The organism is Sphingomonas canadensis (assembly GCF_026013525.1).
In the GTDB taxonomy this organism is placed as follows: Bacteria; Pseudomonadota; Alphaproteobacteria; order Sphingomonadales; family Sphingomonadaceae; genus Sphingomonas; species Sphingomonas canadensis.
The window spans coordinates 85,913-110,499 of sequence record NZ_JAPDRA010000008.1; the positions used below are offsets into that span (position 1 = coordinate 85,913).

Here is a 24,587-nt window from a genome sequence, read left to right on the forward strand (position 1 = left end):
ATGCGCGAGGCGCGGGAGAATTTCATCGAACGCCATGGCGCGCTGTTCGAGCACAGCCCCTGGGTGGTGGAGCGCGCGGCGGCGCGGCTGCCCTTCGACGATCTCTACGCCGGGCTGATGCAGGTGGTGCATGACGCGACGCCGGACGAGCAGCTCGCGCTGATCCGCGCGCATCCGGAACTAGCGGGCAAGGCCGCGATCGACGGCAGCCTGACCGAGGCGAGCGCCGCCGAACAGGCGAGCGCCGGGCTGGACCGCCTCACGTCCGGGGACTTCGCGCGGTTCCACGCGCTCAACGCCGCCTATGCCGAGCGCTTCGGCTTTCCGTTCATCATCTGCGTGCGGCTGACCGACAAGGCGGGCATCCTGGCGGCGATGGCGGCGCGGCTGCACAACGAACGCGACGCCGAGATCGCCGAAGCGCTGAAGCAGATCGGCGCGATCGTGCGCCTGCGGCTGGAGGCGATGGCATGACGCTGGCCGAACATAACGCCCGGGTGGCGCACGACCTGGCGTGCCTCAACTGGGGCGAGCCCGACTGGCTGGAGCCGCGCCCCGGCACCTATGACGCGATCATCGTCGGCGGCGGGCAGAGCGGGCTGGGGGCCGCATTCGGGCTGATGCGCGAGCGGATCGGCAACATCCTGGTGCTGGACGAAAACCCGGCGGGGTATGAAGGGCCGTGGGACACCTATGCCCGCATGGCCACGCTGCGCACGCCGAAGCACCTGACCGCGATCGACCTGGGGCTGGCCAGCCTCACCTTCCGCACATGGTGGGAGGCGCAGCACGGGGCCGAAGGCTGGGAGGCGATCGGCAAGATCCCGCGGCGCGACTGGATGGACTATCTGCGCTGGTATCGCGCGGTTCTGGCGCTGCCCGTGCGCAACGAGGCGCGGGTGTCGCTGGTCGAGCCGCTGGGCGGCGGCACGGGCTTCCGCGTGCATCTGGAGGGCGGCGATCCGCTGCTGGCGCGCAAGGTGATCCTGGCCACCGGCATCCAGGGCGGCGGCGATTGGCACACGCCCGGCTTCATCCGCGATGCGCTGCCGCGCCACCGTTATGCCCATACCAGCGAGCCGATCGATTTCGCCGCGCTGGCGGGCAGGCGGATCGCGGTGCTGGGGGGCGGCGCCTCCGCCTTCGACAATGCCGCCACCGCGCTGGCGGCCGGAGCGGCGGCGGTGGCGGTGCACGTCCGCCGGGCGGAGCTGCCGCAGGTCAACCCGATCCGCTTCATGGAAGGGTCCGGGCTGATCCCGCGCTATGCCGCGCTCGACGATGCGGCGAAATATGCGGCGATGGCGAGCTTCTTCACCCGCAACCAGCCGCCGACGGTGGATATGTTCGAGGCCGCTGCCGCCTATCCCGGCTTCGCGCTGCACCTGGGCAGCCCCTGGCTGTCGGTGGCGGAGAAGGACGGCGCGGTGGAGGTGGAGACGCCCAAGGGCCGCTTCGCCTATGATTTCCTGATCCTTTCCACCGGGCTGGTCACCGATCCCGCGCTGCGGCCGGAGCTGGCGCTGGTGCATGGCCGCATCGCGCGCTGGGCGGATCGCCATGCCCCGCCGCCGGAGATCGCCAATCCGCTGGTCTGCGCGCACCCCTATCTCGGCCCCGGGTTCGAGCTGCTGCCGCGCGATCCGGGCGATGCGGATGCGCTGCACGGGCTGTTCGCGTTCAACTATTCGGCGCTGATCAGCCTGGGGCTTTCGGCTTCGGCGCTGTCGGGGCTCAAGCATGCGCTGCCGCGGCTGGTGGCGGGCGTGGCGGACCAGCTATTCCGCGACGATGCGGCGGACATCCTGGCGCGCTATCATGGCTATGCCGAGCCGGAGTTCACCGCGCGCTGGACCCCCGCCGGCACGGGAGACGCGGCATGACATCGCTCAGCACCCATGTGCTCGACACCGCCCATGGCCGCCCCGCCGCGGGAATGGGGGTGCGGCTGTGGCGCGACGGCCGCCTGCTGTTCGCGGGCGAGACCAACGCCGACGGCCGCTGCCCCGCGCTGACCGAGGGGGCGGACTATGCCCCCGGCGGCTATCGCATCGAATTCGACGTCGCGGCCTATTTCCGCGCGCAGGGCGTGGCGCTGCCCGATCCGCCGTTCCTGGACGTGGTGGCGATCGCCTTCGGCATGGCGGAGGCGGACGGCCATTATCATGTGCCGCTGCTCGTCACGCCCTTCGGCTATTCGACCTACCGGGGGAGCTGAGTTGGCGGCATCCCCGATCACCTTCGCGCTGGACGGCACCACGGACATCCAGGCCGACGCGCCCGCCACGCGCACCGCGCTGGACCTGTTGCGCGAGCATCTGGGGCGACGGGGCACCAAGGAGGGCTGCGCCGAGGGCGATTGCGGCGCCTGCACCATCCTGCTCGGCGAGCTGGAGGGTGACGGGATCGCCTGGCGCGCGGTGAATTCCTGCATTCTGTTCGCGCCGATGCTCGACGGAAAGGCGGTGCTGACGGTCGAGAGCCTGGGGACGCCCGGCGCGCTGCATCCGGTGCAGCAGGCGATGGCGGACGGGCATGGATCGCAATGCGGCTTCTGCACGCCCGGCTTCGTCCTGTCGCTCTACGGCCGCAGCATCGGCGCGCGCGGTACCGAGGGGGCGGCGGTGCGCGACGTGATCGCGGGCAATTTGTGCCGTTGCACCGGATACGGCCCGATCCTGGCGGCGGCCGAGGCCACCCCGCCCGCCCCGCGCGACGACGCCGGCGCCATCGAATTGCTGCGCGGCATGACCCCAGCGGCCAAGGGCGAGAACTGGTTCAAGCCGCGGACCGCAGACGAACTCGCCGCGCTGCTGATCGCCCATCCGGACGCGCGGATCGTGGCGGGCGCGACGGACGTGGGGCTGTGGGTCACCAAGCAGTTGCGCGATCTGGGCACCGTGATCTTCATCGGCGACGTGGCCGATCTGCGCAGCATCGCGGAGGATGAGGGCGGGCTGACGCTGGGCGCGGGCGTGCGTTATTCGGACGCGCATGCGGCACTCGCCCGGCTGCATCCGGAGCTGGGAGAGCTGGTGCGGCGGATCGCGGGCGTGCAGGTGCGCAATTCGGGCACGATCGGCGGCAACATCGCCAACGGATCGCCCATCGGCGACATGCCCCCCGCGCTGATCGCGCTGGGCGCCACGCTGGTGCTGCGCCGGGGGGATGCGCGGCGGACGATGCCGCTGGAGGATTTCTTCCTGGAATATGGCCGGCAGGATCGCGCGCCGGGCGAGTTCGTGGAGCGCATCCACATCCCCCGCCCCGCCCCGGAAACGCTGGTGCGCATCGCCAAGCTTTCCAAGCGGTTCGACAGCGACATCTCCGCGCTGTGCGGCGCCTTCGCGCTGACGATTGCGGAGGGCCTGGTTACGCACGCCCGAGTGGCGTTCGGCGGGATGGCGGGAACGCCAAAGCGCGCCGCCGCGTGCGAGGCGGCGCTGACCGGGCAGCCCTGGTGCGAGGCGGCGGTCGAGTCCGCAGCCGCCGCGCTGGCGCAGGATTACCAGCCGCTGAGCGACCTGCGCGGATCGGCCGGATACCGCCTGGCCGCGGCCGCGAACCTGCTCCGCCGCATCTGGCACGAGACGCAGCATGGCGGTCCGGTGAGCGTGCTCGACGAGCGGCTGGATGGCTGACGCCGCGCCCCCGCCCGCCGGAGCGGTCCACGCCCCGCTGCGCCACGACAGCGCGGAGGGCCATGTCGCGGGCACCGCGCGCTATACCGACGACGTGCCGGAAACCGCGACGACGCAGCATCTGGCCTTTGGCCTGGCGGGCTGCGGCCATGCGCGGATCGTGAACATCGACCTGAGCCGGGTGCGTGCCGCGCCGCTGGTCACCGGCGTCTATACCGCGCGGGACATCCCCGGCATCAACGACGTCAGCCCCGTGGCAGGCGATGACCGGCTGCTGGCCGAGGACGAAATCCTCTATCCCGGCCAGCCGCTCTTCATCGTCGCGGCGATGACGCGCGACGCCGCCCGCGCCGCCGCCCGGCTGGCGGTGGTGGAGACCGGGCCGCTGCCCGCGATCGTCACCATCGCGGACGCGCGCGCGGCGGGATCGGTGATCGAGCCCGCCCAGCGCATGGCGCGCGGCGACGCCGCCGCCGCCATCGCCAACGCCCCCCGCCGCCTATCCGGCAGAGTATCCGTGGGCGGACAGGAGCATTTCTATCTCGAAGGCCAGATCGCGCTCGCCACGCCCGGCGACGACGGATCGATGCATGTGCTGAGCTCCACCCAGCATCCCAGCGAGGTGCAGCATCTGGTGGCCAAGGTGCTGGGCCTGCCCGATGCCAGGGTGACGGTGGAGGTCCGCCGGATGGGCGGCGCGTTCGGCGGCAAGGAGACCCAGGCCGCCGCCGTGGCCGCCGCCGCCGCGCTCGTCGCGCAACGGACCGGCCATCCCGCCAAGCTGCGGCTCGACCGCGACGACGACATGGCGATGACCGGCAAGCGCCATGATTTCGAGATCGGCTATGAGGCCGGCTTCGACGAGGAAGGGCGCATCGCCGGCATCCGCTTCGATCTCGCATCGCGCTGCGGCGCAACGGCGGACCTTTCGCCCGCGATCAACGACCGGGCGATGTTCCATGCCGACAATTGCTATTTCTATCCCGCCGTGGAGATCGTCAGCCACCGGCTGAAGACGCACACGGTTTCGAACACCGCGTTCCGCGGCTTCGGCGGGCCACAGGGGATGCTGGGCGCGGAACGGGTGATGGACGATATCGCCGCGCACCTGGGCCGCGATCCGCTCGATGTGCGCCGCGCCAACCTGTACGGCCCAGGGCGCGACGTGACGCCCTATCACATGACGGTCGCCGACAATGTGGCGCCCGATCTGATCGCCGAACTCGCCGCAGGCGCACGCTATGCCGAGCGGCGGGAGGCCGCCGCCGCGTTCAATGCTGCGCACAATATCCTGAAGAAAGGGCTGGCGCTGTCCCCGGTCAAGTTCGGCATCAGCTTCACCACCACGCACCTGAACCAGGCGGGCGCGCTGGTGCATGTCTATACCGACGGATCGGTCCACCTGAACCATGGCGGCACCGAGATGGGCCAGGGCCTGATGGTGAAGGTGGCACAGGTGGTGGCGGACGTGTTCGGCGTGGCTGTGGAGCACGTCGGCATCTCCGCCACGCGGACCGACAAGGTGCCCAACACATCGGCCACCGCCGCATCCTCCGGCGCGGACCTGAACGGCATGGCAGCGTTCCGCGCGGCCGACGCGATCCGCGCGCGGCTGGCGGAATTCGCGGCCGGGCGCTTCGGCGGGGCGGCGCAGGCGGTGCGCTTCACCCGCGACGGCGTGGAGGCGGGCGGCGAGCGCATCCCCTTCGCAGAGCTCTGCCGCATGGCCTATCTGGCGCGCGTGCCGCTGTCGGCCACCGGCTTCTATGCCACGCCCGGGATCGAATATGACCGCGCCAGCCACAGCGGGCGGCCGTTCCTCTACTTCGCCTATGGCGCCGCGCTGAGCGAGGTGGTGATCGACACGCTGACCGGCGAGCATCGCGTGCTGGCGGTGGACATCCTCCACGACGCGGGCCGCAGCCTGAACCCGGCGATCGACCTGGGCCAGGTGGAGGGCGGCTTCATCCAGGGCATGGGCTGGCTGACCACGGAGGAGCTGGTCTATGGACCCGAGGGGCAGATGCTGACCCACGCGCCCTCCACCTACAAGATCCCGACCGCGGGCGATCGGCCGCGCCGCATGGAGATCCGCCTGTGGGATCGCGGCCGCAACGCCGAGCCGACCATCCACCGCTCCAAGGCGGTGGGCGAGCCGCCGCTGATGCTGGCGATATCGGTGTTCAGCGCGCTGACCGACGCGGTGATGGCCGCGGCGCCCGGCCGCGGCCTGCCCGCGCTCGACGCCCCCGCGACGCCCGAGCGCATCCTGGCGGCGATCGCGGAGCTGCGGGGGCGTGCGCTTGCCTGACTGGCGCCGCCATGCCCGCGACGCGCTGGCGCACGGCCCGGCCGCGATGGTGACCGTGCTCGCCACCGAGGGATCGGCCCCGCGCGGCCCGGGTGCGCGGATGATCGTCACCGCCGGTGCCCAGTCCGGCAGCATCGGCGGCGGCGCGCTGGAGCATCAGGCGGCGGCGCAGGCGCGGACGATCCTGGGCCTGCCGCCGGGAAGCTGGCGCATCCAGGATTATCCGCTGGGGCCGCTGCTGGGGCAATGCTGCGGCGGGCGGGTGCGGCTGATGGTCGAGCGGCTGGCGGGGGTGCCGGAGGAAGACGGGCCGTTCGCGGTGAAACTGGGGGAGTTGCTGGACCGCTCCCCGGTCTCCGGCGATGGCCGGGTTCCGGCTTCCTGCGCGGGGATAGTGGAGCCGGGCCTTCGCCGGGGAACCGTGGAGGCCCGCGGGCCGCGCCCGGAAAAAGGCGACGGCTTCGTCGAGCCGGAGGAGACCGACACGCTGCCCGTGCTGATGTTCGGCGCGGGCCATGTCGGGCGCGCGGTGATGGCGCGTGCGGGCGGGCTGCCGCTCCACATCGGCTGGTATGATTCGCGCCCGGAGTTCACCGAAATTCCCGGCGCGGTGCTGGCGGACGAGGATGCGATGGCCGAATGCGCCGCCGCCGCCCCGGCGGAGGCCGCGGTGGTGATCCTGACGCACGACCATGCGCTCGACTATCGCCTGGCCGCCGCCGCGCTGCGCGGCCGGGCCGGCCATGTCGGGCTGATAGGATCGCGCACCAAGCGCGCACGCTTCCAGTCGCGCTTCGACGCGGAGGGGATCGACGCCGCGCGGCTGGCCTGCCCGATCGGGCTGCCGGGGGTGAAGGGCAAGGAACCGGAGGTAATCGCCATTTCGATCCTGGCGCAATTGCTGCAACTAAGGGACGCAGCATGAAGGCGTTTCGCGGCGAGATACTGCGCGTGCCCCATGATCCCGCGACGGCCGGGGCGGATGCGGTGCGCCACGATCCGGACGGGCTGCTGATCGTCGAGGACGGCATCGTCGCGGCGGTGGGCACCCACGCCGATCTGGCGCCGCGCTTTCCCGGCGTGCCGGTGACACCGCTGGACGGGCTGATCGTCCCGGGCTTCGTCGATTGCCATGTCCATTATCCGCAGACGGGCCGCATCGCATCGCATGGCGAGCAGCTCCTGCAATGGCTGGAACGCCACATCTTCCCGGCCGAGGCCGCCTTCGCCGATCGCGCGCATGCGGACGAGACCGCCGCCTTCTTCCTCGACGAGCTGCTGCGCAACGGCACCACGAGCGCGCTCGTCTTCGCCACCGTCCATGAAGGATCGGTCGACGCGCTGTTCGAAGCGGCGCTGGCGCGCGACATGCGGGTGACGTCGGGCAAGGTGCTGATGGACCTCGGCCCGCCCGGCCTGCGCGACACGCCCGCCAGCGGCCGCGCCGAGAGCGAGGCGCTGATCGCCCGGTGGCGGGGGCGCGGGCGGCTGGGCTATGCCGTCACCCCGCGCTTCGCGCTTACCTCCAGCGACGCACAGCTCGCCGAGACGGGCGCGCTGCTCGCCGCGCATCCGGATGCGATGCTGCACACCCATCTGTGCGAAAGCCATGGCGAGATCGCCGCGGTGGAGGCGCGGTTCGGCGGCGATTATCTGGGCGCCTATGAACGCTTTGGGCTGGTCGGGCCGCGATCGGTGTTCGCCCATTGCGTGCATATGAGCGACGACGCCTTCGCGCGCATGGCGGCGGCGGGCGCGGGGATCGCTTTCTGCCCCACCAGCAACCTGTTCCTGGGTTCGGGCCTGTTCGATCTGGCCGCGGTGGACCGCCATGGCGTGCGCACCGGCATCGGCACCGATGTGGGCGCGGGGACCAGCTTCTCGGTGCTCCATACGCTGGGCGAGGCCTATAAGGTCTGCCAGTTGCGCGGATGCAGCCTTGATCCCTTCCGCGCGCTGCACCTGGCCACCGCGGGCGGCGCGCGGGTGATGGGCATCGGCGATCACGTGGGCGGGCTGGAACCGGGACAGGAGGCGGATTTCGCCGTGCTCGATTGCGCCGCCACCCCGCTGCTGGCACGGCGCACGGCGGGGGCATCGCTCCACGACCGGCTGTTCGCGTTGCAGGTACTGGGCGACGATCGTGCGATCGCCAGCACCTGGCTGCGCGGCAGCCGCGCCTATAGCCGCAAAGAGAAATAGATGCTGCGCAAATTCCTGTCGGTCTTCGAACCCTTCATCCTCACGCTGGTGGGCACCGTGGTGCTGGCCTCGCTGCTGCCGCCGCGGGGAGCGATGGTGGCGGTGTTCGAGGGGATTGCCGACGCCGGCATCGTCCTGCTGTTCTTCCTTCACGGCGCCAAGCTCTCGCGCGAGGCGATCGTCGCTGGGGCAAGGAACTGGCGGCTGCACCTGGCGGTGTTCCTTTCCACCTATGCGCTGTTCCCGCTGCTGGGGCTGGGCGCGCAGGCCAGCGGCATCCTGCCGCCAGCGCTGGCGGCGGGGATGCTGTTCCTCACGCTGCTGCCCTCCACCGTGCAATCCTCGATCGCCTTCACCGCGATGGCGCGCGGCAATGTGGCGGCGGCGGTGTGCAGCGCCAGCTTCTCCAACCTGATCGGCATCTTCCTGACGCCCGCGCTGGTCGCGCTGCTGATGCGCAGCAACGGGATGACCGTGTCCTTCGCGTCGATCCAGACGATCCTGCTGCAACTGCTGCTGCCCTTCGCGCTGGGGCACCTGCTGCGCCCGGCGATCGGCGGATGGGTGGCGCGGCACAAGCAGCTTGTGACGATCGTCGATCGCGGTTCGATCCTGCTGGTGGTGTACACCGCGTTCGGCGCGGCTGTGGTGGCGGGCATCTGGCAACAGCTTTCGGCGGCGGACCTGGCGCTGGTGCTGCTGGTGTGCCTGGTGATCCTGGCGATCGTGCTGGGCGCCACCTGGGGCGTGGCGCGGGCGATGGGCCTGCCGCGCGAGGACGCCATCGTGCTGCTGTTCTGCGGGTCGAAGAAGAGCCTGGTTTCGGGCGTGCCGATGGCGGGCGTGCTGTTCCCGGCCGCGCAGGTCGGCATGGTGATCCTGCCGATGATGCTGTTCCACCAGCTTCAGCTCATCGCCTGCGCGCTGATCGCCCGGCGCCTGGCCCAGTCCGCCGCGCCAGCGGACTGAGTCCGGACCGGCCCTATTGCATTTGCCGCGATAGAGGCAGACCCTTTCCCTATCGGCACCCGCGCCGACTCGCCCTGAGCCGGCGCATATTGCCGAAGTGACGCGATTTCCGGCCAGCCGGACGTTGCCTTCCGGCTGCCTGGACATCGCCCTGGCAGGAGGTACGGCAATGAAAGGAACCAGCCACGGCACAAGAGCCATCGCGCTCGTCGGACCGGCGGGCGCGGGCAAGACCAGTCTGGCCGAGGCGCTGCTCTTCGCTTCCGGCGCGATCGCGCGCCAAGGGCAGGTGGCGGCCGGCACCAGCACCGGCGATGCGAGCCCCGAGGCGCGGGCGCGCGGCGGATCGACCGAGCTGAACCTGATGCGCCTCGATTTCATGGGCGAGGATTTCGTGATTGCCGACGCCCCCGGATCGCCGGGACTGGCGGAGGATGCCGCCGCCGCCGTGCTGGCCGCGGATCTGGCGCTGGTGGTGATCGATTCCGATCCCGCGCGCGCCGCGCTGGCCGAGCCGGTGCTGCGCTGGCTGGAGGGGCATCGCGTGCCCCATGCCGTATTCGTCAACAAGATCGATCAGGCGCGCGGCACGATCGAGGAGCTGCTGGAAGCGCTCCAGCCGATGAGCGCGGCGGCGCTGGTCGCGCGCCAGATCCCCATCCGGCGCGACGGCCAGGTGACCGGCTTCGTCGATCTCGCGCTCGAACGCGCCTTTCTCTACCAGTCCGGCCGCGCATCGCAGCAGGTGCCGATCGCGGCGGATCTGCGCGAGGCCGAGACCGCAGCGCGCTTCCACATGCTCGAACAGCTCGCCGATCATGACGACGCGCTGCTCGAACAGCTCATATCGGACGAGACGCCCAGCCTGGACACGGTCTGCGCCGATATCACGCGCGAGACCGGGGCCGGGCTGGTGGTGCCCGTGCTGTTCGGATCGGCGGTCAACGGCTTCGGCGTGCGCCGCCTGCTCAAGATGCTGCGCCACGACGCCCCCACCGCGGAGCAGACCGCCCGGCGGCTGGGCATCGAAGGGCCGGCGGCGCAGGTGGTGAAGATCCTCCACGGCTCGGGCGTGGGCCGGCTGGCCATCGCGCGCGTGTTCGGCGGAGCGCTGAACGAGGGTGCAGAGCTGACGGGCAACGCGGGCAAGGCGCGTTCGGGCGCGCTGTTCACGCTCCAGGGCGCCGCCACCGCCAAGGTGCCCCGGGCCGATCCGGGCGACATCGTGGGCATCGCCAAGGCCGACAGCGTGCATCCGGGCGAGCTGCTGGGGCTGGCGGGCAAGCCCGCGCGCGGCGGCGTGCTGATCGATCCGCCGGTCGCCAATTGCGCGCTGGCGATCGCCGCGCAGGACCATCGCGACGACGTGCGCCTCGCCACCGCGCTCGCCCGGCTGACCGAGGAGGACCCCGCGCTCGGCTGGCGCCAGGACGAGGCCGCGCGCGAGACGCTGTTGCTCGGCGCCAGCGAGGATCACCTCGCCATCGCGCTGGAGCGGCTGCGGCGGCGCTATGGCGTGGCGGTGGCGGTGCGCCCGCCGCGCGTCGCCTATCGCGAATCGATCCGCAGGCCGGCCACCCAGCGCGGGCGCCACAAGAAGCAATCGGGCGGCCACGGCCAATATGGCGATTGCGTGATCGAGATCCGCCCGCTGGAACGCGGCGAAGGCTTTCGCTTCGAAGACCGGATCACCGGCGGCGCGATCCCGAAACAATGGATTCCGGCGGTGGAGATGGGCGTGCGCGACGCGATGGCGCGCGGGCCGCTGGGCTTCCCGGTGGTGGACGTGGTGGTGACGCTGGTGGACGGATCGTTCCACAGCGTCGACAGCTCTGAGCTGGCGTTCCGCACCGCGGGGCGGATGGCGATGGCCGAGGCGCTGGCCGCCGCCGCGCCCTATCTGCTCGAACCGGTGGCCCAGGTGACGATCCGCGCGCCGGGCAGCGCCACTTCGCGCATCACCAGCGCGGTGGCCGGCCGGCGCGGCCAGATGCTGGGCTTCGCCGCCGCGCAGGGCTGGTCGCGCTGGGACGAGATCGCGCTGCTGCTGCCGGAGGCGGAGCTGCACGGGCTGGAGGCGGAGCTGCGCTCGCTCAGCCAGGGCATGGCGCGATATGAGGCGAAGTTCGACCATCTGGCCGAGGTCGCCGCCAAGCTGGCCCAGGAAATCGCGCGAAGGGAGCAGGCCGCGGCCTGACCCCGGTTACCTGCCCCGGGGGCAACCCCACCCCCCGGACAGGCCGGGGCGGACTGGAGTCGGTTTTTTACGGCACCAGCCCGCTCCGGCCGGACGCTACCCCGCCTGGGCTGCCCGTAGCGCGGGCTGGGCGGCGGCGATCGTGCAGCGCACCTCCAGCGCGTCGCCGAAGCGTGCCACCGCCTCCTCGCCCACCTGCATCTCGTGGACGCCGTTCACCGCGCCCGTGGATATCCATTGGCCGGGCTCCAGCGCGATGCCGCGCTCCGCCGCCAGCGCGAACAGGAAGGCGGCCGCGCCGAACGGCCCGTCCAACATGTCCTTCGCCATCGCCGGGCCGGTATCGCGCCCGTCGATCAGCAGCGTGACCGGCCAGCGCAGGAATTCGCATCCGCGCCAGTCAGGAACCGGCGGGCCGATCACCAGCCCATGGTTGTTGCCGAAATCGGATACGGTGACGGTCGGCCCGTCCTCGTTGATCCGCGCATAGGGCGAGCTTGCGATCTCGATGCCGACATGCACCGCGTCGATCAGCGCCACGGCCTCGGCATGGGTATAGCTGCGCTTGGCGGGATCGGGCCGCGCGCCGATGCGCAGCAGGAATTCCGCCTCCGCCGCGGCAAACCCGCCCACGAACACCGGCATCGCGGGCGCAGGCTCCGCGGTGACGACATGCCCGGCAAAGATCGGCCCGGCCAGCCGGTCCGACCCCAGGCGAGTCGCCAGCGGTTCGTGGATGCGCCCGACCTTCCAGCCTGCGACGGGCTCGCCCGCCAGCGTGATCGCGCGTGCCTGGATCGCATAGGCATCGCCGAGCGTCGCGGGGATCGCGCCGGGATAGGCGGCAATCGCACGCGCGTCGCGCCGCGCCGCCACAAATGCCTGCGCGATGCGCTCGCCCTCGTTCATCCCCGCCTCGTCACGTTCCATTGCGCCGTGCTTATGGGAAACCGGTGTCAGTAGCAAGCGTCCTCGCGAAAGCGGCGGCTTGCGCGATGGCGCGGGTGCGGTATGTCTCGCGGGACAATGCGCAAGCCCGCCCAGCCGACGATCAACGACGTCGCCCGCATCGCCGGCGTCTCCAAGAAGACGGTGAGCCGCGTCATCAACCGCTCGCCCCTGCTCAACGAGGATACGCGCCGCCGCGTGGAGCAGGTGATCGCGGAGCTGGGCTACACGCCCAATCCCCAGGCGCGCGCGCTGGCGCTGCGCCGCAACTTCCTGATCGGGCTGATCCACGACAATCCGAACGCGCAGATGGTGCTCAACGTCCAGCACGGCCTGCTGGAGGTGCTGCGCGATACCGAGTTCGAGCTGATCCTGCATCCGGTGGACCGCGGATCGCCGACGATGCTCGACGATATCCGCGCCTTCCTGGAGAAGCAGCGGCCCTATGGCGTGATGCTGTTGCCGCCGATCAGCGAGAATGATTCGCTGGCGGAGCTCTGCGCCGGGCTGGGCGTGCGCTATGTCCGCATGGGCTCCGCGCCGCTGGACGAGGCGGCGAACATGGTCGCGTCGAACGATCGCGAGGCGGTGCGCGGCGCGGTGGAGCATCTGATCGCCGCGGGGCACCGCCGGATCGGGCTGATCGCCGGGCCGCACGGCTTCCGCTCGGCGGTCGAGCGCCAGGCGGGCTATGAGGAGGCGATCGAGGCCGCCGGGCTGCCGCTCCAGCGCACGCTGATCGTGCATGGCGACTACCGGTTCGAATCGGGGATGCGCGCGGCGGAGCGGCTGCTCGACCTCGCACCGCGCCCCACCGCGGTGTTCAGCTCGAACGACGAGATGGCGGCGGGCGTGCTGCATGTCGCGCACCAGCGCGGACTCACCGTGCCGCAGGACCTGTCGATCGTCGGCTTCGACGATACGCCGATCGCCTCGCACATCTGGCCGCCGCTCACCACGGTGCGCTGGCCGATCGCGACGATGGCGCGCGCCGCCGCGCTGAAGCTGGTCGGCGGCGCGGGCGGCGCGCGGCCGGGCGAGGACGGCGAGGCGTCGCTGTTCGTCTCCACGCTGATCCGCCGCGCCTCGGTTGCGCCGCCGCCCGGCGCGGGATGAACGCCGCGGCGGGTTGAAAAGGCTCCTGACACCGGTTACCAGCCGGGACCGCGATACCCAGGGAGAGAGCGATGTTCGAGCGCACCTATTACGCCACCCATCCGGACATGATGGAGTGCGTCTCCAACGACGAGCTGCGCGACCGCTATCTGATCCAGGGGCTGTTCCGCACGGGCGAGTGCGTGCTCAACTATACCCATGCGGAGCGCTTCGTGATCGGCGGCGTCGCGGTGGGCGATGCCCCGGTGAAGCTGCCCGACCAGACCGAGCCTGCGTCGGCCGCCGGCCACCCCTTCCTGGAGCGCCGCGAGCTGGCGATCGTCAACGTGGGCAAGGTGGAGGGCACGGTGACCGTGGACGGCACCGCCTATACGCTGGGCAACAAGGACTGCCTCTACGTCACCATGGGCGCGAAGGAGGTGGTCTTCGCGGGCGCGGGCGCGCGCTTCTATCTCGCCTCCTGCCCCGCGCATAAGGCGTTCCAGACGCGCAAGCTCTCGATCGCCGACGCCAACGCGCTGGAGCGCGGCAGCCTGGCCGAATCGAACGAGCGGACCATCTTCCAGCTCGTCATCCCCGGCATCTGCGACAGCGCGCAGCTCGTGATGGGCCTCACGGTGCTGAAGGAAGGCAGCGTGTGGAACACCATGCCCCCGCACATCCACGAGCGCCGCAGCGAGATCTATTTCTATTTCGAGCTCGACGATCTGGAGAAGGATCGCGTGATGCACTTCATGGGCGAGGGCGAAGCGACCCGCCACATCGTGATGCAGAACGAAGAGGCGGTGATCAGCCCGCCCTGGTCGATCCACATGGGCGCGGGCACCAAGGCCTATGCCTTCATCTGGGCGATGGCGGGCGAGAACCAGGATTATACCGACATGAACGTGCTGGATATCTGCCAGCTCGCCTGAAGCTCCCCTCCCGCTTGCGGGAGGGGTTGGGGGAGGGAAGGTTCCCTCCCGCCAGACAGAGGGACAAGCCCTCCCCTGCCCCCTCCCGCAAGCGGGAGGGGAACGGGGCTGGAGAGGACACCAATGACCCAAGCCTTCGATCTCAGCGGAAAGGTGGCGCTGGTCACCGGGGCGAACACCGGAATCGGCCAGGGCATCGCGCTGGCGCTTGCCGCGGCGGGCGCGGACGTGGCCGCCGCGGGCCGCACGCCTGCCGCCGAAACCGTTGAAAAGGCCCGCGCCCTCGGCCGCCGGGCGGAGATCATCTCCGCCGATCTCTCCACGATCGAGCCTGTGGGCAGGGTTGTGGACGAATGCGTGGACAGGCTGGGGGCGATCGATATCCTGGTCAACAACGCCGGCATCATCCGCCGCGCCGACAGCCTGGAGTTCAGCGAGGCGGACTGGGACGCGGTGATCGACACCAACCTGAAATCGGTGTTCTTCCTCTGCCAGGCCGCGGGCCGCCGCATGGTCGCCCGGCACGAAGCCGAGGGCGTGCGCGGCAAGATCATCAACATCGCGTCGATGCTCAGCTTCCAGGGCGGAATCCGCGTGCCCAGCTATACCGCGTCCAAATCGGGCGTGGCGGGGCTAACCAAGCTGCTGGCGTGCGAATGGGCGGCGAAGGGGATCAACGTCAACGCGATCGCCCCCGGCTATATCGCGACCAACAATACCGAGGCGCTGCAGGCCGACGAGACGCGCAACCGCCAGATTCTGGAGCGCATTCCGGCGGCGCGCTGGGGATCGCCGGAGGATATGGGCGGCGCCGCCGTGTTCCTCGCCTCCTCCGCTTCCGATTATGTGCAGGGCCATGTCCTGGCGGTGGACGGGGGCTGGCTGGCGCGATGATCGCGCGGCGCGAGCTGATCGGCGGCGCGGCCGCGATGGGGGCGATGCTGATCGCCCCGCGCGCCTTCGCCCAATCCGCCGCGCCCGTCCGCACCAGCACCGGCAGCTTCCAGGGCACGATCGAGGACGGGCTGCGCGTGTTCCGCGGCATCCGCTATGGCATCGCCCGGCGCTTCCTGGCGCCGCAGCCCGCGCCCGCCCCGGCCGAGGTGCAGCCCGCCGACCGTTTCGCCCCGCCCTGCCCGCAGAACAGCGACCATGCGGGGTTGCAGGACGAGGACTGCCTGGCGCTCAACATCTGGACCGCCGATGCCCGTCCGGGCGCGAACAGGCCGGTGATGGTCTATATCCACGGCGGCGCCTATTCGACCGGCACGTCCACCGATCCGCTGTGCCACGGCCAGCACCTGGCGGCGCGGGGCGACGTGGTGGTTGTGACGGTGAACCACCGGCTCAACGTGCTGGGCTATCTCTATCTCGCCCGGTTCGATCCGCGCTTCGCCGACAGCGGCAACGCGGGCCAGCTCGACCTGATCCTGGCGCTGCAATGGGTGCGCGACAATATCGCGGCGTTCGGCGGCGATCCGCGCCGGGTGATGGTGTTCGGCCAGTCGGGCGGCGGCGCCAAGATCGCGACGATGATGGGCATGCCCGCCGCGAAGGGCCTGTTCCATCGCGCCGCGACGATGAGCGGGCAGCAGGTTACCGCCTCCGGCCCCCTGCACGCCACCGAGCGCGCCCGCGCCCTGCTGGCGAAGGCGAAGCTGCCCGAAAGCCGCGCGGGCGAGCTGGCCGATTTCGGCGTGGGCGAACTGATGGAGCTGCTGGCCGCCACCGAAGACCCCTATCTGGGCGGCGGCGTCTATATGGGGCCGGTGTTCGACATGAAGTGGCTCACCCGCCACCCATTCTGGCCCGATGCGCATCCCCAGTCGCGCCACATCCCGATGATCCTGGGCAATACGCGCGACGAGACGCGCGCCTTCCTTTCCCCCGATTCGCCCAAGGTGCAGGGGCTGGACTGGAGCAACATCGCCGATCGCATCGCGCCCGAGCTGCGCATCGACGCGCTGCCCGAATGGGTGGTGGCGGAATATCGCGCGCAGTTTCCGGACTGGTCGCCGATGGACGTCTTCTATGCCGCCACCACCGCGGGGCGGAGCTGGCGCGGCCAGGTGATCGAGGCGGAGGAGCGCGCGCGGGCCGGGGCGCCGGGCTGGGTTTATCAGCTCGATTTCGCATCGCGCACCGATCCCCGGCGCGGCGCGTTCCACACGATGGATATCCCGCTGGTGTTCGGCACGCTCGACGCGAAGGGATCGCAGACCGGCACGGGCGCCGATGCGCGCGCAGCGAGCAAGGCGATGCAGGACAGCTTCGTGTCGCTCGCGGCGCGGGGCGATCCCAACCATCGCGGCCTGCCCAAATGGCCGAAATACACGCTGCCCAGACGCGCGACGATGATGTTCGACACGGCAAGCCGCGTGGAGAACGACCCGCGCAAATGGCAGCGCGAGTTGTTCGCGCGGATACCCTATATCCAGCCGGGCACCTGAACCGCGGTGGCCGCCGGCCCGGACGGCGGCTGAAACCTATCGGCTCATGCGCCGGGCGCGCCCGCGGACTCACGCGGCCAGAACACGGCCCGCCAGACGATCGCCAGCGTTATCGCGATCTCGATTCCGCCCAGCGTCAGGTAGAAAGGCGGGGCGCCGCCCGCCATCGTCATCGCCATGATCGCGGTATAGGCGAGCCCGAGGACAAGGTTCAGCCAGCGCCCGACCGCCGCCGGGATCAGCAGCGCGCCCGCGATCATCAGCGCGGGAATCGCCATCATCAGCGAGACCGCGACCAGCACCTGGTCCGTCGCCAGGCCGAGCGGACCCATCCGCCCCGCGTTCATCGCCATCACCTTGCCCGGCATATAGAGGCCGAAATAGTCGCCATAGACATAGCAGAGCATGAGCGAGGCCCAGAGCGCGGACAGCGCCAGCTTCGCCGGCGGCCTGAAATCCTGAAGCGCTCCCCGTGATCCAGCCATACCAGTCCCCTGCCAATGTGTGCTATTCAGATAATACACATTGGCAGGCAAGGCAATCGCAGGAGGCCTGCGGGCGCGGTTACTGCCGCATCGCCTTGTCGCGATCGCTCAGCTTCTCCTGCACCGGCCCCTTCTGGCCCGGGTAGAGGCCCGATCGCGGCTCCATCGTATCGAGGTCCCAGTCCGCCTCGACGAAGGTCGCGCGCGTCTCCGCCTGCACGGGATAGCCGCCGACGCGCTTCTCGTCGTCGATGATCTCGCCGCGGCCCTCGGCCACGAAGAAGAGGACGCGGATGTCGTGATCGTCGCGGTCCCAGGGGCGGGCGCCGGCGTTGGCCAGCACATGCGTCTCCACGTCGCGCGCGGACAGCACCGGCAGGCCCGCTGGCCACACCACGGGCTTCTTCACCTCGATCAGCTTCGCGCGCGTCTCGCCATAGCGGCCGAACATCGGCAGCTTCTGCCCATGCTTGTCCACCGCGATATTGTCCTTGCCGTAATAGCGCAGGTCGCCGTCGCCGCCGAGCATCAGGAAGGGCAGGCCGGCATCGGTGGAAGGGCCGCCGCGCATCACATTGCCCACGGCCGAAAGCTCGCCGGTGACATAGTCATGCCCCGCCCATTCGAGCGCCATCAGGTTATAATGGATCGCGCGCTTGGCCGGGTCATAGATAACATTGTTGACCACCGCGGCCTGCACCCCGCCCTTCAGCAGCGGGCTGCGCTCGACATTATGGGCATAGACGTTGCGCCAGATCAGGATGCCGGTCGCATTGTCGTGGATCAGCGATCCCTTGCTGTGCTCGCCCTTGGGGTGGCTGGCGTCGGCCAGCCCCTCGGCCAGCAGGTTATAGCTGAAGGTGATGTTGTGCGACGTGCCCTGACGCCATTCCTCCACAGTGGCGCCGGTGAATCGCGGGCCGGAGGCGGAGAGATTCTCGTCAAGCGCCCAGGTCATGGTGCAATGATCGACGATCACGTTGTACGCCCCCACCGTGGAGAGCGCGTCGACTTCCCAGCCGCTCATCCTGGCCTGGCCGTCCACGCCGGGGCGGATGCGGATGTGGCGGATGATCACATCATGCGTCTTCACGTCGATCCCGCCGCGGATAAAGGTGATCCCGGGCGAAGGCGCGGTCTGACCGGCGATCGTCAGAAAGGGTTCGGTGATGGCCAGCGTGGTGCGGCCCATGTCGATCACGCCGCCGACCTCGAACACCACGATGCGCGGGCCCTTGGCCTCCACCGCGGCCTTGAACGATCCCGGCCCGTCGGCGGCCAGCGTGGTGACACGGATGATCCGCCCCCCGCGCCCGCCGGGCGTGACCGCGGCCCATCCCTGCGCACCGGCGAAGGCAGCGGCGCCCGGCACGGCGGCCTGCGGCGCCCCCGCGGGCGGCACGGACTGGGCGGCGGCGGGAAGCGCGAGCAACAGGCCGATCAGCGCGGCGGCGAGTCTCATTACCGGAACTCCTCTCCTACGCCCTTCTTGACATGCAGGGCGAGTCATCACAATGTCCTTATGACACCGGTTACTTCGAAGCAAAAGTCCGGTGTCGAGACCGCGGCAACGCGGCGGAATTCAGGGGAGGATGGATGATCCGGAGCCCGAATCGGCCCCTCCCCGTACCGAATCGTCCCTCGACAGGCCCATGGCGGACCTGTGGCGGGACCTTGATGGTTACCGGTGTCAGTCACGGCTGACGCGGCAATAGGGAGGAAAAAATGCGGAGGATGAATCGGACCGGGCTGCGGAGCGGCGCCAAGCTGCTGCTCGTGGCATCGACGCTGGCGCTGGCGGGGGCGGCGCAGGCACAGGCGCAGGACACGCCCGAAGACGTCACCGCCGAAGACCAGGGCAACGAAGAGATCGTCGTCACCGGCTTCCGCGCGTCGCTGGACGCCGCGCTCGACGTGAAGCGCACCTCGGTCTCGTCGGTCGATGCGATCGTGGCGGAGGACATCGCCAAGTTCCCCGACCAGAACCTGGCCGAATCGCTGCAGCGCATCCCCGGCATCTCGATCCAGCGCGACGGCGGCGAAGGGCGCGCGATCACCGTGCGCGGCCTGGGTTCGCAGTTCACCCGCGTCCGCGTGAACGGGCTGGAGACGATCGCCACCGCGACCGACGGCGCCAGCGCCAACCGCGACCGCGCGTTCGACTTCAACGTCTTCGCGTCCGAGCTGTTCAGCTCAATCGTCGTCCACAAGACCGCCGAGGCATCGCTCGACGAGGGTTCGCTGGGCGCGGTGGTAGACCTCAACACCGGCAATCCGCTGGGCGGCAAGGAGGGCTTCACGCTCGCGCTGTCCGGGCAGGCCAGCTACAACGACCTTTCCGACAACTGGGGGCCGCGCGTCGCCGGGCTGGTTTCGTGGAAGTCGCCGGACGGCAGCTTCGGCGTCGCCGTTTCCGCCGCCTATTCGAAGTCGGACACGCTGGAACTGGGCAACAACACCGTCCGCTGGGCGCAGGCCCGCTTCGACGCGGTGGACGGCACCAATTGCTGGACCACCCCCAATTCGGGCGGCACCTATGTCTCCAGCACCGCCTGCAACACGGCGGCGCTCTCGTTCCACCCGCGCATCCCGCGCTACGGCGAGGTGCGCCACGATCGCGAACGGCTGGGCATCACCGGCAGCATCCAGTGGTCGCCGACCGACGCCACGCGCATCTCGATCGACGGCCTCTATTCCAAATTCAGCGAAGTTCGCGAGGAGAAGTGGGGCGAAGTGCTGCTGCGGTCGAACGAGCGTTCGATCAACGTGGTCAATCCGGTCTATGATTCGAACAACAACATGATCGCGGCCACGCTGAACGATGCGTGGGTGCGCATGGAGCATTACTGGCGCGAATCGAGCACCGAATTCTACCAGCTCGGCGCGACCTGGGACCAGGACCTGAGCGACACGTTCCGCTTCACCGTGCTGGGCGGCTTCTCGCGTTCCAGCGCGGACATCCCGGTCGAGACGACGATCGTGTTCGACGATCGCGACGCCCAGGGCTACAGCTACGACTATCGCGAGAACAACGGCCGCTCGCCCAAGCTGACCTTCGGCACCAGCGTCACCGATCCGGCGAACTTCCAGCTCGCCGAGATCCGTGATCGCCCCTCGAACGTCACCAACAAGTTCCGCACCGGCCAGATCCGCACCGAATGGGACGTGACCGACGGCTTCACCGCCAAGGCGGGCGCGGTCTATCGCCGGTTCGACTATGATATCGTCGCCTTCACCCGCGATACCGCGGTGTGCGGCAACGGCGGTGTCGATCGCGTTCTCGGCACGATCACCTGCTCGGCATCTTCGGCGTTCGGCCCGGCCGCGGTCTACGGCTTCCCGGTCACCTCCGCGCTGGCCGAGCTGTTCACCATGGGCGACGCGGGCCAGCCCGCGGGCAACACCAATAGCTGGCTGATCCCGAACCTGGCGGCGACCACCGCCTTCACCAAGCTGTACGACCGCGTGGCCACGATCGACGCGGGCAACAACCGCGGCGTGACGGAGGAGACGAAGGGCGGATACCTGCAGGTCGATGCCAAGGGCACGCTGCTGGGCCTGGATTACGCGCTGAACGCGGGCGTCCGTTATGTGCGCACCGATCAGTCCTCCTATGGCCTGAACGGCGGCGTCAGCGTGACGATCGACCGCAGCTACGAAGACTGGCTGCCCTCGGCCAACCTGATGGTGAAGCTGGCCCCGGACCTGATCGTGCGCGCCGCGGTGGCCGACGTGATGACCCGCCCGTCGCTGGGCAACCTGACGCCGGGCGGCTCGGCCGACGGCTTCAACTACCGGGTCACCTTCGGCAACCCGAACCTCGATCCGTTCCGCGCCACGGCCTATGACGCATCGATCGAATGGTATTTCGCGCCGCAGTCGATCGCGTCGGTGGCGGTGTTCAAGAAGGACGTGGCCAGCTTCCCCGTCGGCGTGAACATCACCAACGCCACCTTCACCCAGACCGGCCTGCCGGCATCGGTGCTGGTGCCTTCGTCGCCCGCCGCGCTCAATCCCGCGCAGCAGTCGCAGCCGATCTGGACGATCTCGACCACCGGCAACGGCGCGGGTGCCAGCCTGAAGGGCATCGAGCTTTCGTTGCAGGCGCCGTTCAGCTTCCTGCCCGGGTTCCTGTCGAACTTCGGCGGCATCGTGAACGCCACCTTCGTCGACTCGAGCGCGACCTATGCGCAGAGCGGCCCGGCCACGACCCCGGGCGGATCGCTGGTTAGCGTCTCGCGCACCATCCCGCTCTACGGCCTGTCCAAGCGCGCCTACAACGGCACGCTCTATTATGAGGACAGCAAGTTCAGCGCGCGCGTGTCGCTCAGCTATCGCGGGCCTTATGTCGATGCGGGCTCGGGCACGGGCAACGTGTTCGAAGGCTATAATTCGATCACCAACGTCGATGCCTCGATCCGCTACAAGATCACCGACAATATCGAGGTTTCGGTGGAAGGCGTGAACCTGACCGATGCGTATCGCGATCGCTACACCGATCTCGATGCGAACCGGAATTACGAGTACAACCACTTCGGCCGCACCTTCCTGGTGGGGGCGCGCTTCAAGCTCTGAGGAAGACCGAAGCAATGGAACTGGACCGCCGCGCCCTGCTCGCGATCACCGCAGGCGCGGCGGTTCTGCGTCCGGGCCAGGCGGGGGCACAGACCGCGCCGCCCGCCAATGGCGGCGCGCTTCCCGCCGGATTGCCCCAGCCACACGAGAGCATCGATCTGTGGCCCGGCCCGGCGCCGGGCATGCCCGCGAACGCCCCCGCCGAGGTGGTGGACGAACGCAGCACCGATCCGCAGCTCACCGATCGCGCGCTGCGCAACGTGCGCGTGCCGCGGATGAGCGTGTTCCGCCCGCTGGTTCCCAATGGCGCGGCGGTGCTCGTCACGCCCGGCGGCGGATACAAATGGGTGGTGATCGACAAGGAAGGCTATGAGATCGGGCGCTGGCTTTCGGCGCGCGGCTTCACCGTCTTCGTACTCTTCTATCGCCTGCCCGGGGGCGGATGGGCGGCCGGGCCGGACGTGGCGCTGAGCGACGCCCAGCGCGCGATGCGGCTGATCCGCCATCGCGCGGCGGAATTCGCGATCGATCCCGAGCGGGTGGCCGCCATGGGATTTTCGGCGGGCGGGCATCTGTGCGCCGATCTGGCCACCCGCTGGGATGCCGCGACCTACCGGCCGGTGGACGCCGCCGATGCGCTGTCGGCACGGCCAATGCTGGCGGCGCCCATCTATCCCGTGGTCAGCATGACCGCGCCGGTGGCGCATGCCGGATCGCGTGCCGAGCTGATCGGCGCAGGCGCGGGGCCGGAACGCGAGGCGGCGCATTCGCCCGATCGCAACGCGCGCGCCGGCGGCCCGCCCGCCTTCATCGTCCATGCCGAGGACGACGATGCCGTGCCGGTGGAGAACAGCCTGATGCTGCGCGCGGCGTTGCGCGCCAGGGGCGTGCCGGTGGAAACGCACCTGTTCACCCATGGCGGCCACGGCTTCGGCCTGCGCCGCGTGGCGGGCAAGCCCGCCGCCGCCTGGCCCGACCTGTTCCTGGCCTGGGCAAAGACGCAGGGGCTGTATTGAGCGGCGCCTTCCGCGTCTTTTGACACCGGTATCATAGACGGCGATAACCCGGCCCATGGAGATGGATCGACGCAAGCTGATGCTGGCCGGCGGCGCCGCCGCGCTGGCCCCCGCCCTTCCCGCCGCCACCGGAGCCACGGGCCGCGGCAAGACCGCGCCGGACTGGCGGCGCGGCTTCGACAACCAGCGGATCGCCGATCTGGGCGACGGCCGTTTCCTGAACCCGCTGATCTCCGGAGACCGGCCCGATCCGGCCATCCTGAAGGACGGCGCGGATTATTACATGACCTTCTCCAGCTTCGATTCCTATCCGGGCCTGACGATCTGGCACAGCCGCGATCTGGTGAACTGGCAGCCGCGCGCCGCCGCGCTGACGCGCAACATCGGATCGGTGTGGGCGGTTAGCCTGGAAAAGCACGCCGGCCGCTATTTCCTCTACATCCCGGTGAAGGGCAGCCCCAACGGCACCTATGTGATCTGGGCCGATCATATCGACGGGCCGTGGAGCGATCCCGTCTATCTGGGCCTGCCCAACCATATCGATCCCTGCCATGCGGTGGGCGAGGACGGTTCGCGCTGGCTGTTCCTTTCGGGCGGAGACCGGGTGCGGCTGGCGAACGACGGCCTGTCGCTCGCCGGGCCGGTGGAGCATGTCTACGATCCCTGGCGCTATCCCGAGGATTGGATCGTCGAAGGTTTCGCGCCGGAGGGGCCGAAGATCCATCGTCACGGCGGCTGGTTCTACATGATCACCGCGGTGGGCGGCACGGCAGGCCCGCCGACCGGCCATATGGTGATCGCCGCGCGGTCGCGATCGATCCACGGCCCATGGGAGAATTGCCCGCGCAACCCGCTGGTGCGCACCGTCAGCGCGGCGGAGAAATGGTGGTCGCGCGGGCATGCTTCGCTGGTGGAGGCGCCGGACGGAAGCTGGTGGGCGGTCTATCACGGGTTCGAGAACGGCTATTGGACGCTCGGCCGCCAGACGCTGATGGACCCGGTCGAATGGACCGCGGACGGATGGTTCCGGATGAAGGGCGGCGACCTTTCGCAACCGGTCCGCAAGCCGCGCGGCGGCAGCGCGCTGCCCAATGGCCAGCCGCTGTCGGACGACTTCGCAGGACCGCTCGCGCTCGGCGGCAAATGGAACTTCTTCAAGCCCGCGCCGGGCGAGGCGGCGCGGGCCAGCGCAGGCGGCGGCGTGCTGGCGTTGCAGGCGCGCGGCACGGCGCCCTCGAACTCCTCGCCGCTGCTGCTGATCGCGGGCGACCAGGCCTATCAGTTCGAATGCGATATCGAGATCGACGCGGGCGGCACCGCCGGGCTGCTGCTCTTCTATGACGAACGGCTCTATTGCGGGCTGGGGTTCGACGCGGAGCGCTTCGTCACCCACCAGTACGGCATCGAGCGCGCGCGCCCGGCCAACCCGCACGGGCGGCGGATGCGGATGCGCGTCACCAACGACCGGCACATCGTCTCCTTCCACACCTCCGGCGACGGCGGGGCGAGCTGGCGCAAGTTCGATCGCGGGATGGAGGTTTCGGGATACCACCACAATGTTCGCGGCGGCTTCCTGATGCTGCGCCCCGGCCTCTATTCGGCCGGCGGGGGCACCGCGCGCTTCCGCGACTTCCGCTTCCACGCGCTTTAGGTTTCGTGCGGCGGCGGGAGCGGGTCGGCGCCGCTTCGGCAATCCCGAAAAATGGCGCGCAAGTCCCAGCGACTACTCCGCGTTGCTGCAGCGCGAGATACGGGACTTCCCC

Annotated in this window: 19 protein-coding genes; 16 read left to right on the top strand and 3 right to left on the bottom strand. The window is 69.8% G+C overall.

Translation table 11 applies throughout. The features are described 5' to 3' along the window. The 9 genes from uraD to OM513_RS15295 all read left to right on the top strand — a co-directional run bounded on the left by uraD (position 1) and on the right by OM513_RS15295 (position 11,320). Positions 1 to 474, top strand: coding sequence for a 2-oxo-4-hydroxy-4-carboxy-5-ureidoimidazoline decarboxylase (uraD, locus tag OM513_RS15255; protein ID WP_264945553.1), 474 nt, complete (start codon positions 1 to 3; stop codon positions 472 to 474). After that, positions 471 to 1,883: an NAD(P)-binding domain-containing protein gene (locus OM513_RS15260; protein ID WP_264945418.1), complete on the top strand. Its 1,413-nt coding sequence runs from the start codon at positions 471 to 473 to the stop codon at positions 1,881 to 1,883. The genes uraD and OM513_RS15260 overlap by 4 nt, the downstream gene beginning before the upstream one ends. Further along, complete coding sequence (gene uraH / locus OM513_RS15265) at positions 1,880 to 2,218, top strand: hydroxyisourate hydrolase (protein ID WP_264945419.1); 339 nt, start codon at positions 1,880 to 1,882, stop codon at positions 2,216 to 2,218. The genes OM513_RS15260 and uraH overlap by 4 nt, the downstream gene beginning before the upstream one ends. 1 nt (position 2,219) lies before the next feature. Next, positions 2,220 to 3,641, top strand: coding sequence for a xanthine dehydrogenase small subunit (gene xdhA / locus OM513_RS15270; protein WP_264945421.1), 1,422 nt, complete (start codon positions 2,220 to 2,222; stop codon positions 3,639 to 3,641). Then, complete coding sequence (gene xdhB / locus OM513_RS15275) at positions 3,634 to 5,952, top strand: xanthine dehydrogenase molybdopterin binding subunit (protein ID WP_264945423.1); 2,319 nt, start codon at positions 3,634 to 3,636, stop codon at positions 5,950 to 5,952. The genes xdhA and xdhB overlap by 8 nt, the downstream gene beginning before the upstream one ends. Next, complete coding sequence (gene xdhC, locus OM513_RS15280; RefSeq protein WP_264945425.1) at positions 5,945 to 6,877, top strand: xanthine dehydrogenase accessory protein XdhC; 933 nt, start codon at positions 5,945 to 5,947, stop codon at positions 6,875 to 6,877. Before xdhB ends, xdhC begins: the two co-directional genes overlap by 8 nt. Beyond that, positions 6,874 to 8,154: a guanine deaminase gene (gene guaD, locus OM513_RS15285; RefSeq protein ID WP_264945426.1), complete on the top strand. Its 1,281-nt coding sequence runs from the start codon at positions 6,874 to 6,876 to the stop codon at positions 8,152 to 8,154. Before xdhC ends, guaD begins: the two co-directional genes overlap by 4 nt. Further along, the gene (locus OM513_RS15290; RefSeq protein WP_264945427.1) at positions 8,155 to 9,123 is read left to right on the top strand and encodes a bile acid:sodium symporter family protein; all 969 of its coding nucleotides are present in this window, start codon (positions 8,155 to 8,157) and stop codon (positions 9,121 to 9,123) included. It abuts the gene before it with no gap. Positions 9,124 to 9,292: 169 nt separating this feature from the next. After that, positions 9,293 to 11,320, top strand: a complete 2,028-nt coding sequence (locus OM513_RS15295) for an elongation factor G (protein ID WP_264945428.1) — start codon at positions 9,293 to 9,295, stop codon at positions 11,318 to 11,320. 96 nt (positions 11,321 to 11,416) lie between these two features. On the opposite strand, the gene OM513_RS15300 is transcribed toward OM513_RS15295, so the two are convergent. Next, on the bottom strand, positions 11,417 to 12,250 hold the full coding sequence (locus OM513_RS15300; protein ID WP_264945429.1) for a 2-keto-4-pentenoate hydratase: 834 nt from the start codon (positions 12,248 to 12,250) through the stop codon (positions 11,417 to 11,419). Positions 12,251 to 12,346: 96 nt separating this feature from the next. On the opposite strand from OM513_RS15300, the gene OM513_RS15305 reads away from it, so the two are divergent. The 4 genes from OM513_RS15305 to OM513_RS15320 all read left to right on the top strand — a co-directional run bounded on the left by OM513_RS15305 (position 12,347) and on the right by OM513_RS15320 (position 16,748). Continuing rightward, on the top strand, positions 12,347 to 13,384 hold the full coding sequence (locus tag OM513_RS15305) for a LacI family DNA-binding transcriptional regulator (protein WP_264945430.1): 1,038 nt from the start codon (positions 12,347 to 12,349) through the stop codon (positions 13,382 to 13,384). 71 nt (positions 13,385 to 13,455) lie between these two features. After that, positions 13,456 to 14,298, top strand: a complete 843-nt coding sequence (gene kduI / locus OM513_RS15310) for a 5-dehydro-4-deoxy-D-glucuronate isomerase (protein ID WP_264945431.1) — start codon at positions 13,456 to 13,458, stop codon at positions 14,296 to 14,298. A gap of 123 nt (positions 14,299 to 14,421) precedes the next feature. Then, positions 14,422 to 15,192, top strand: coding sequence for a 2-dehydro-3-deoxy-D-gluconate 5-dehydrogenase KduD (gene kduD / locus OM513_RS15315; RefSeq protein WP_264945433.1), 771 nt, complete (start codon positions 14,422 to 14,424; stop codon positions 15,190 to 15,192). Then, positions 15,189 to 16,748 (top strand): carboxylesterase/lipase family protein, encoded by a 1,560-nt coding sequence (locus tag OM513_RS15320; RefSeq protein ID WP_264945434.1) that lies wholly within the window; start codon positions 15,189 to 15,191, stop codon positions 16,746 to 16,748. Before kduD ends, OM513_RS15320 begins: the two co-directional genes overlap by 4 nt. 44 nt (positions 16,749 to 16,792) lie before the next feature. Here OM513_RS15320 and OM513_RS15325 read toward each other — a convergent pair whose 3' ends face one another. Continuing rightward, a complete protein-coding gene (locus OM513_RS15325) occupies positions 16,793 to 17,233 on the bottom strand; it encodes a DUF6326 family protein (protein ID WP_264945436.1) in 441 nt (146 codons plus the stop codon). A 79-nt stretch (positions 17,234 to 17,312) separates the two neighbouring features. Next, positions 17,313 to 18,695 (bottom strand): pectate lyase family protein, encoded by a 1,383-nt coding sequence (locus OM513_RS15330; RefSeq protein WP_264945438.1) that lies wholly within the window; start codon positions 18,693 to 18,695, stop codon positions 17,313 to 17,315. A gap of 272 nt (positions 18,696 to 18,967) precedes the next feature. Here OM513_RS15330 and OM513_RS15335 point away from each other — a divergent pair, with 272 nt between their 5' ends. The 3 genes from OM513_RS15335 to OM513_RS15345 all read left to right on the top strand — a co-directional run bounded on the left by OM513_RS15335 (position 18,968) and on the right by OM513_RS15345 (position 24,475). Continuing rightward, complete coding sequence (locus OM513_RS15335; protein WP_380916356.1) at positions 18,968 to 21,808, top strand: TonB-dependent receptor; 2,841 nt, start codon at positions 18,968 to 18,970, stop codon at positions 21,806 to 21,808. Between the two features lie 14 nt (positions 21,809 to 21,822). Continuing rightward, positions 21,823 to 22,824 carry an alpha/beta hydrolase gene (locus OM513_RS15340; RefSeq protein ID WP_264945440.1) on the top strand — a complete coding sequence of 334 codons (1,002 nt, stop codon included), beginning with the start codon at positions 21,823 to 21,825 and terminating at the stop codon, positions 22,822 to 22,824. Between the two features lie 61 nt (positions 22,825 to 22,885). Beyond that, a complete protein-coding gene (locus OM513_RS15345) occupies positions 22,886 to 24,475 on the top strand; it encodes a family 43 glycosylhydrolase (protein WP_380916355.1) in 1,590 nt (529 codons plus the stop codon). Positions 24,476 to 24,587 lie beyond the last annotated feature (112 nt).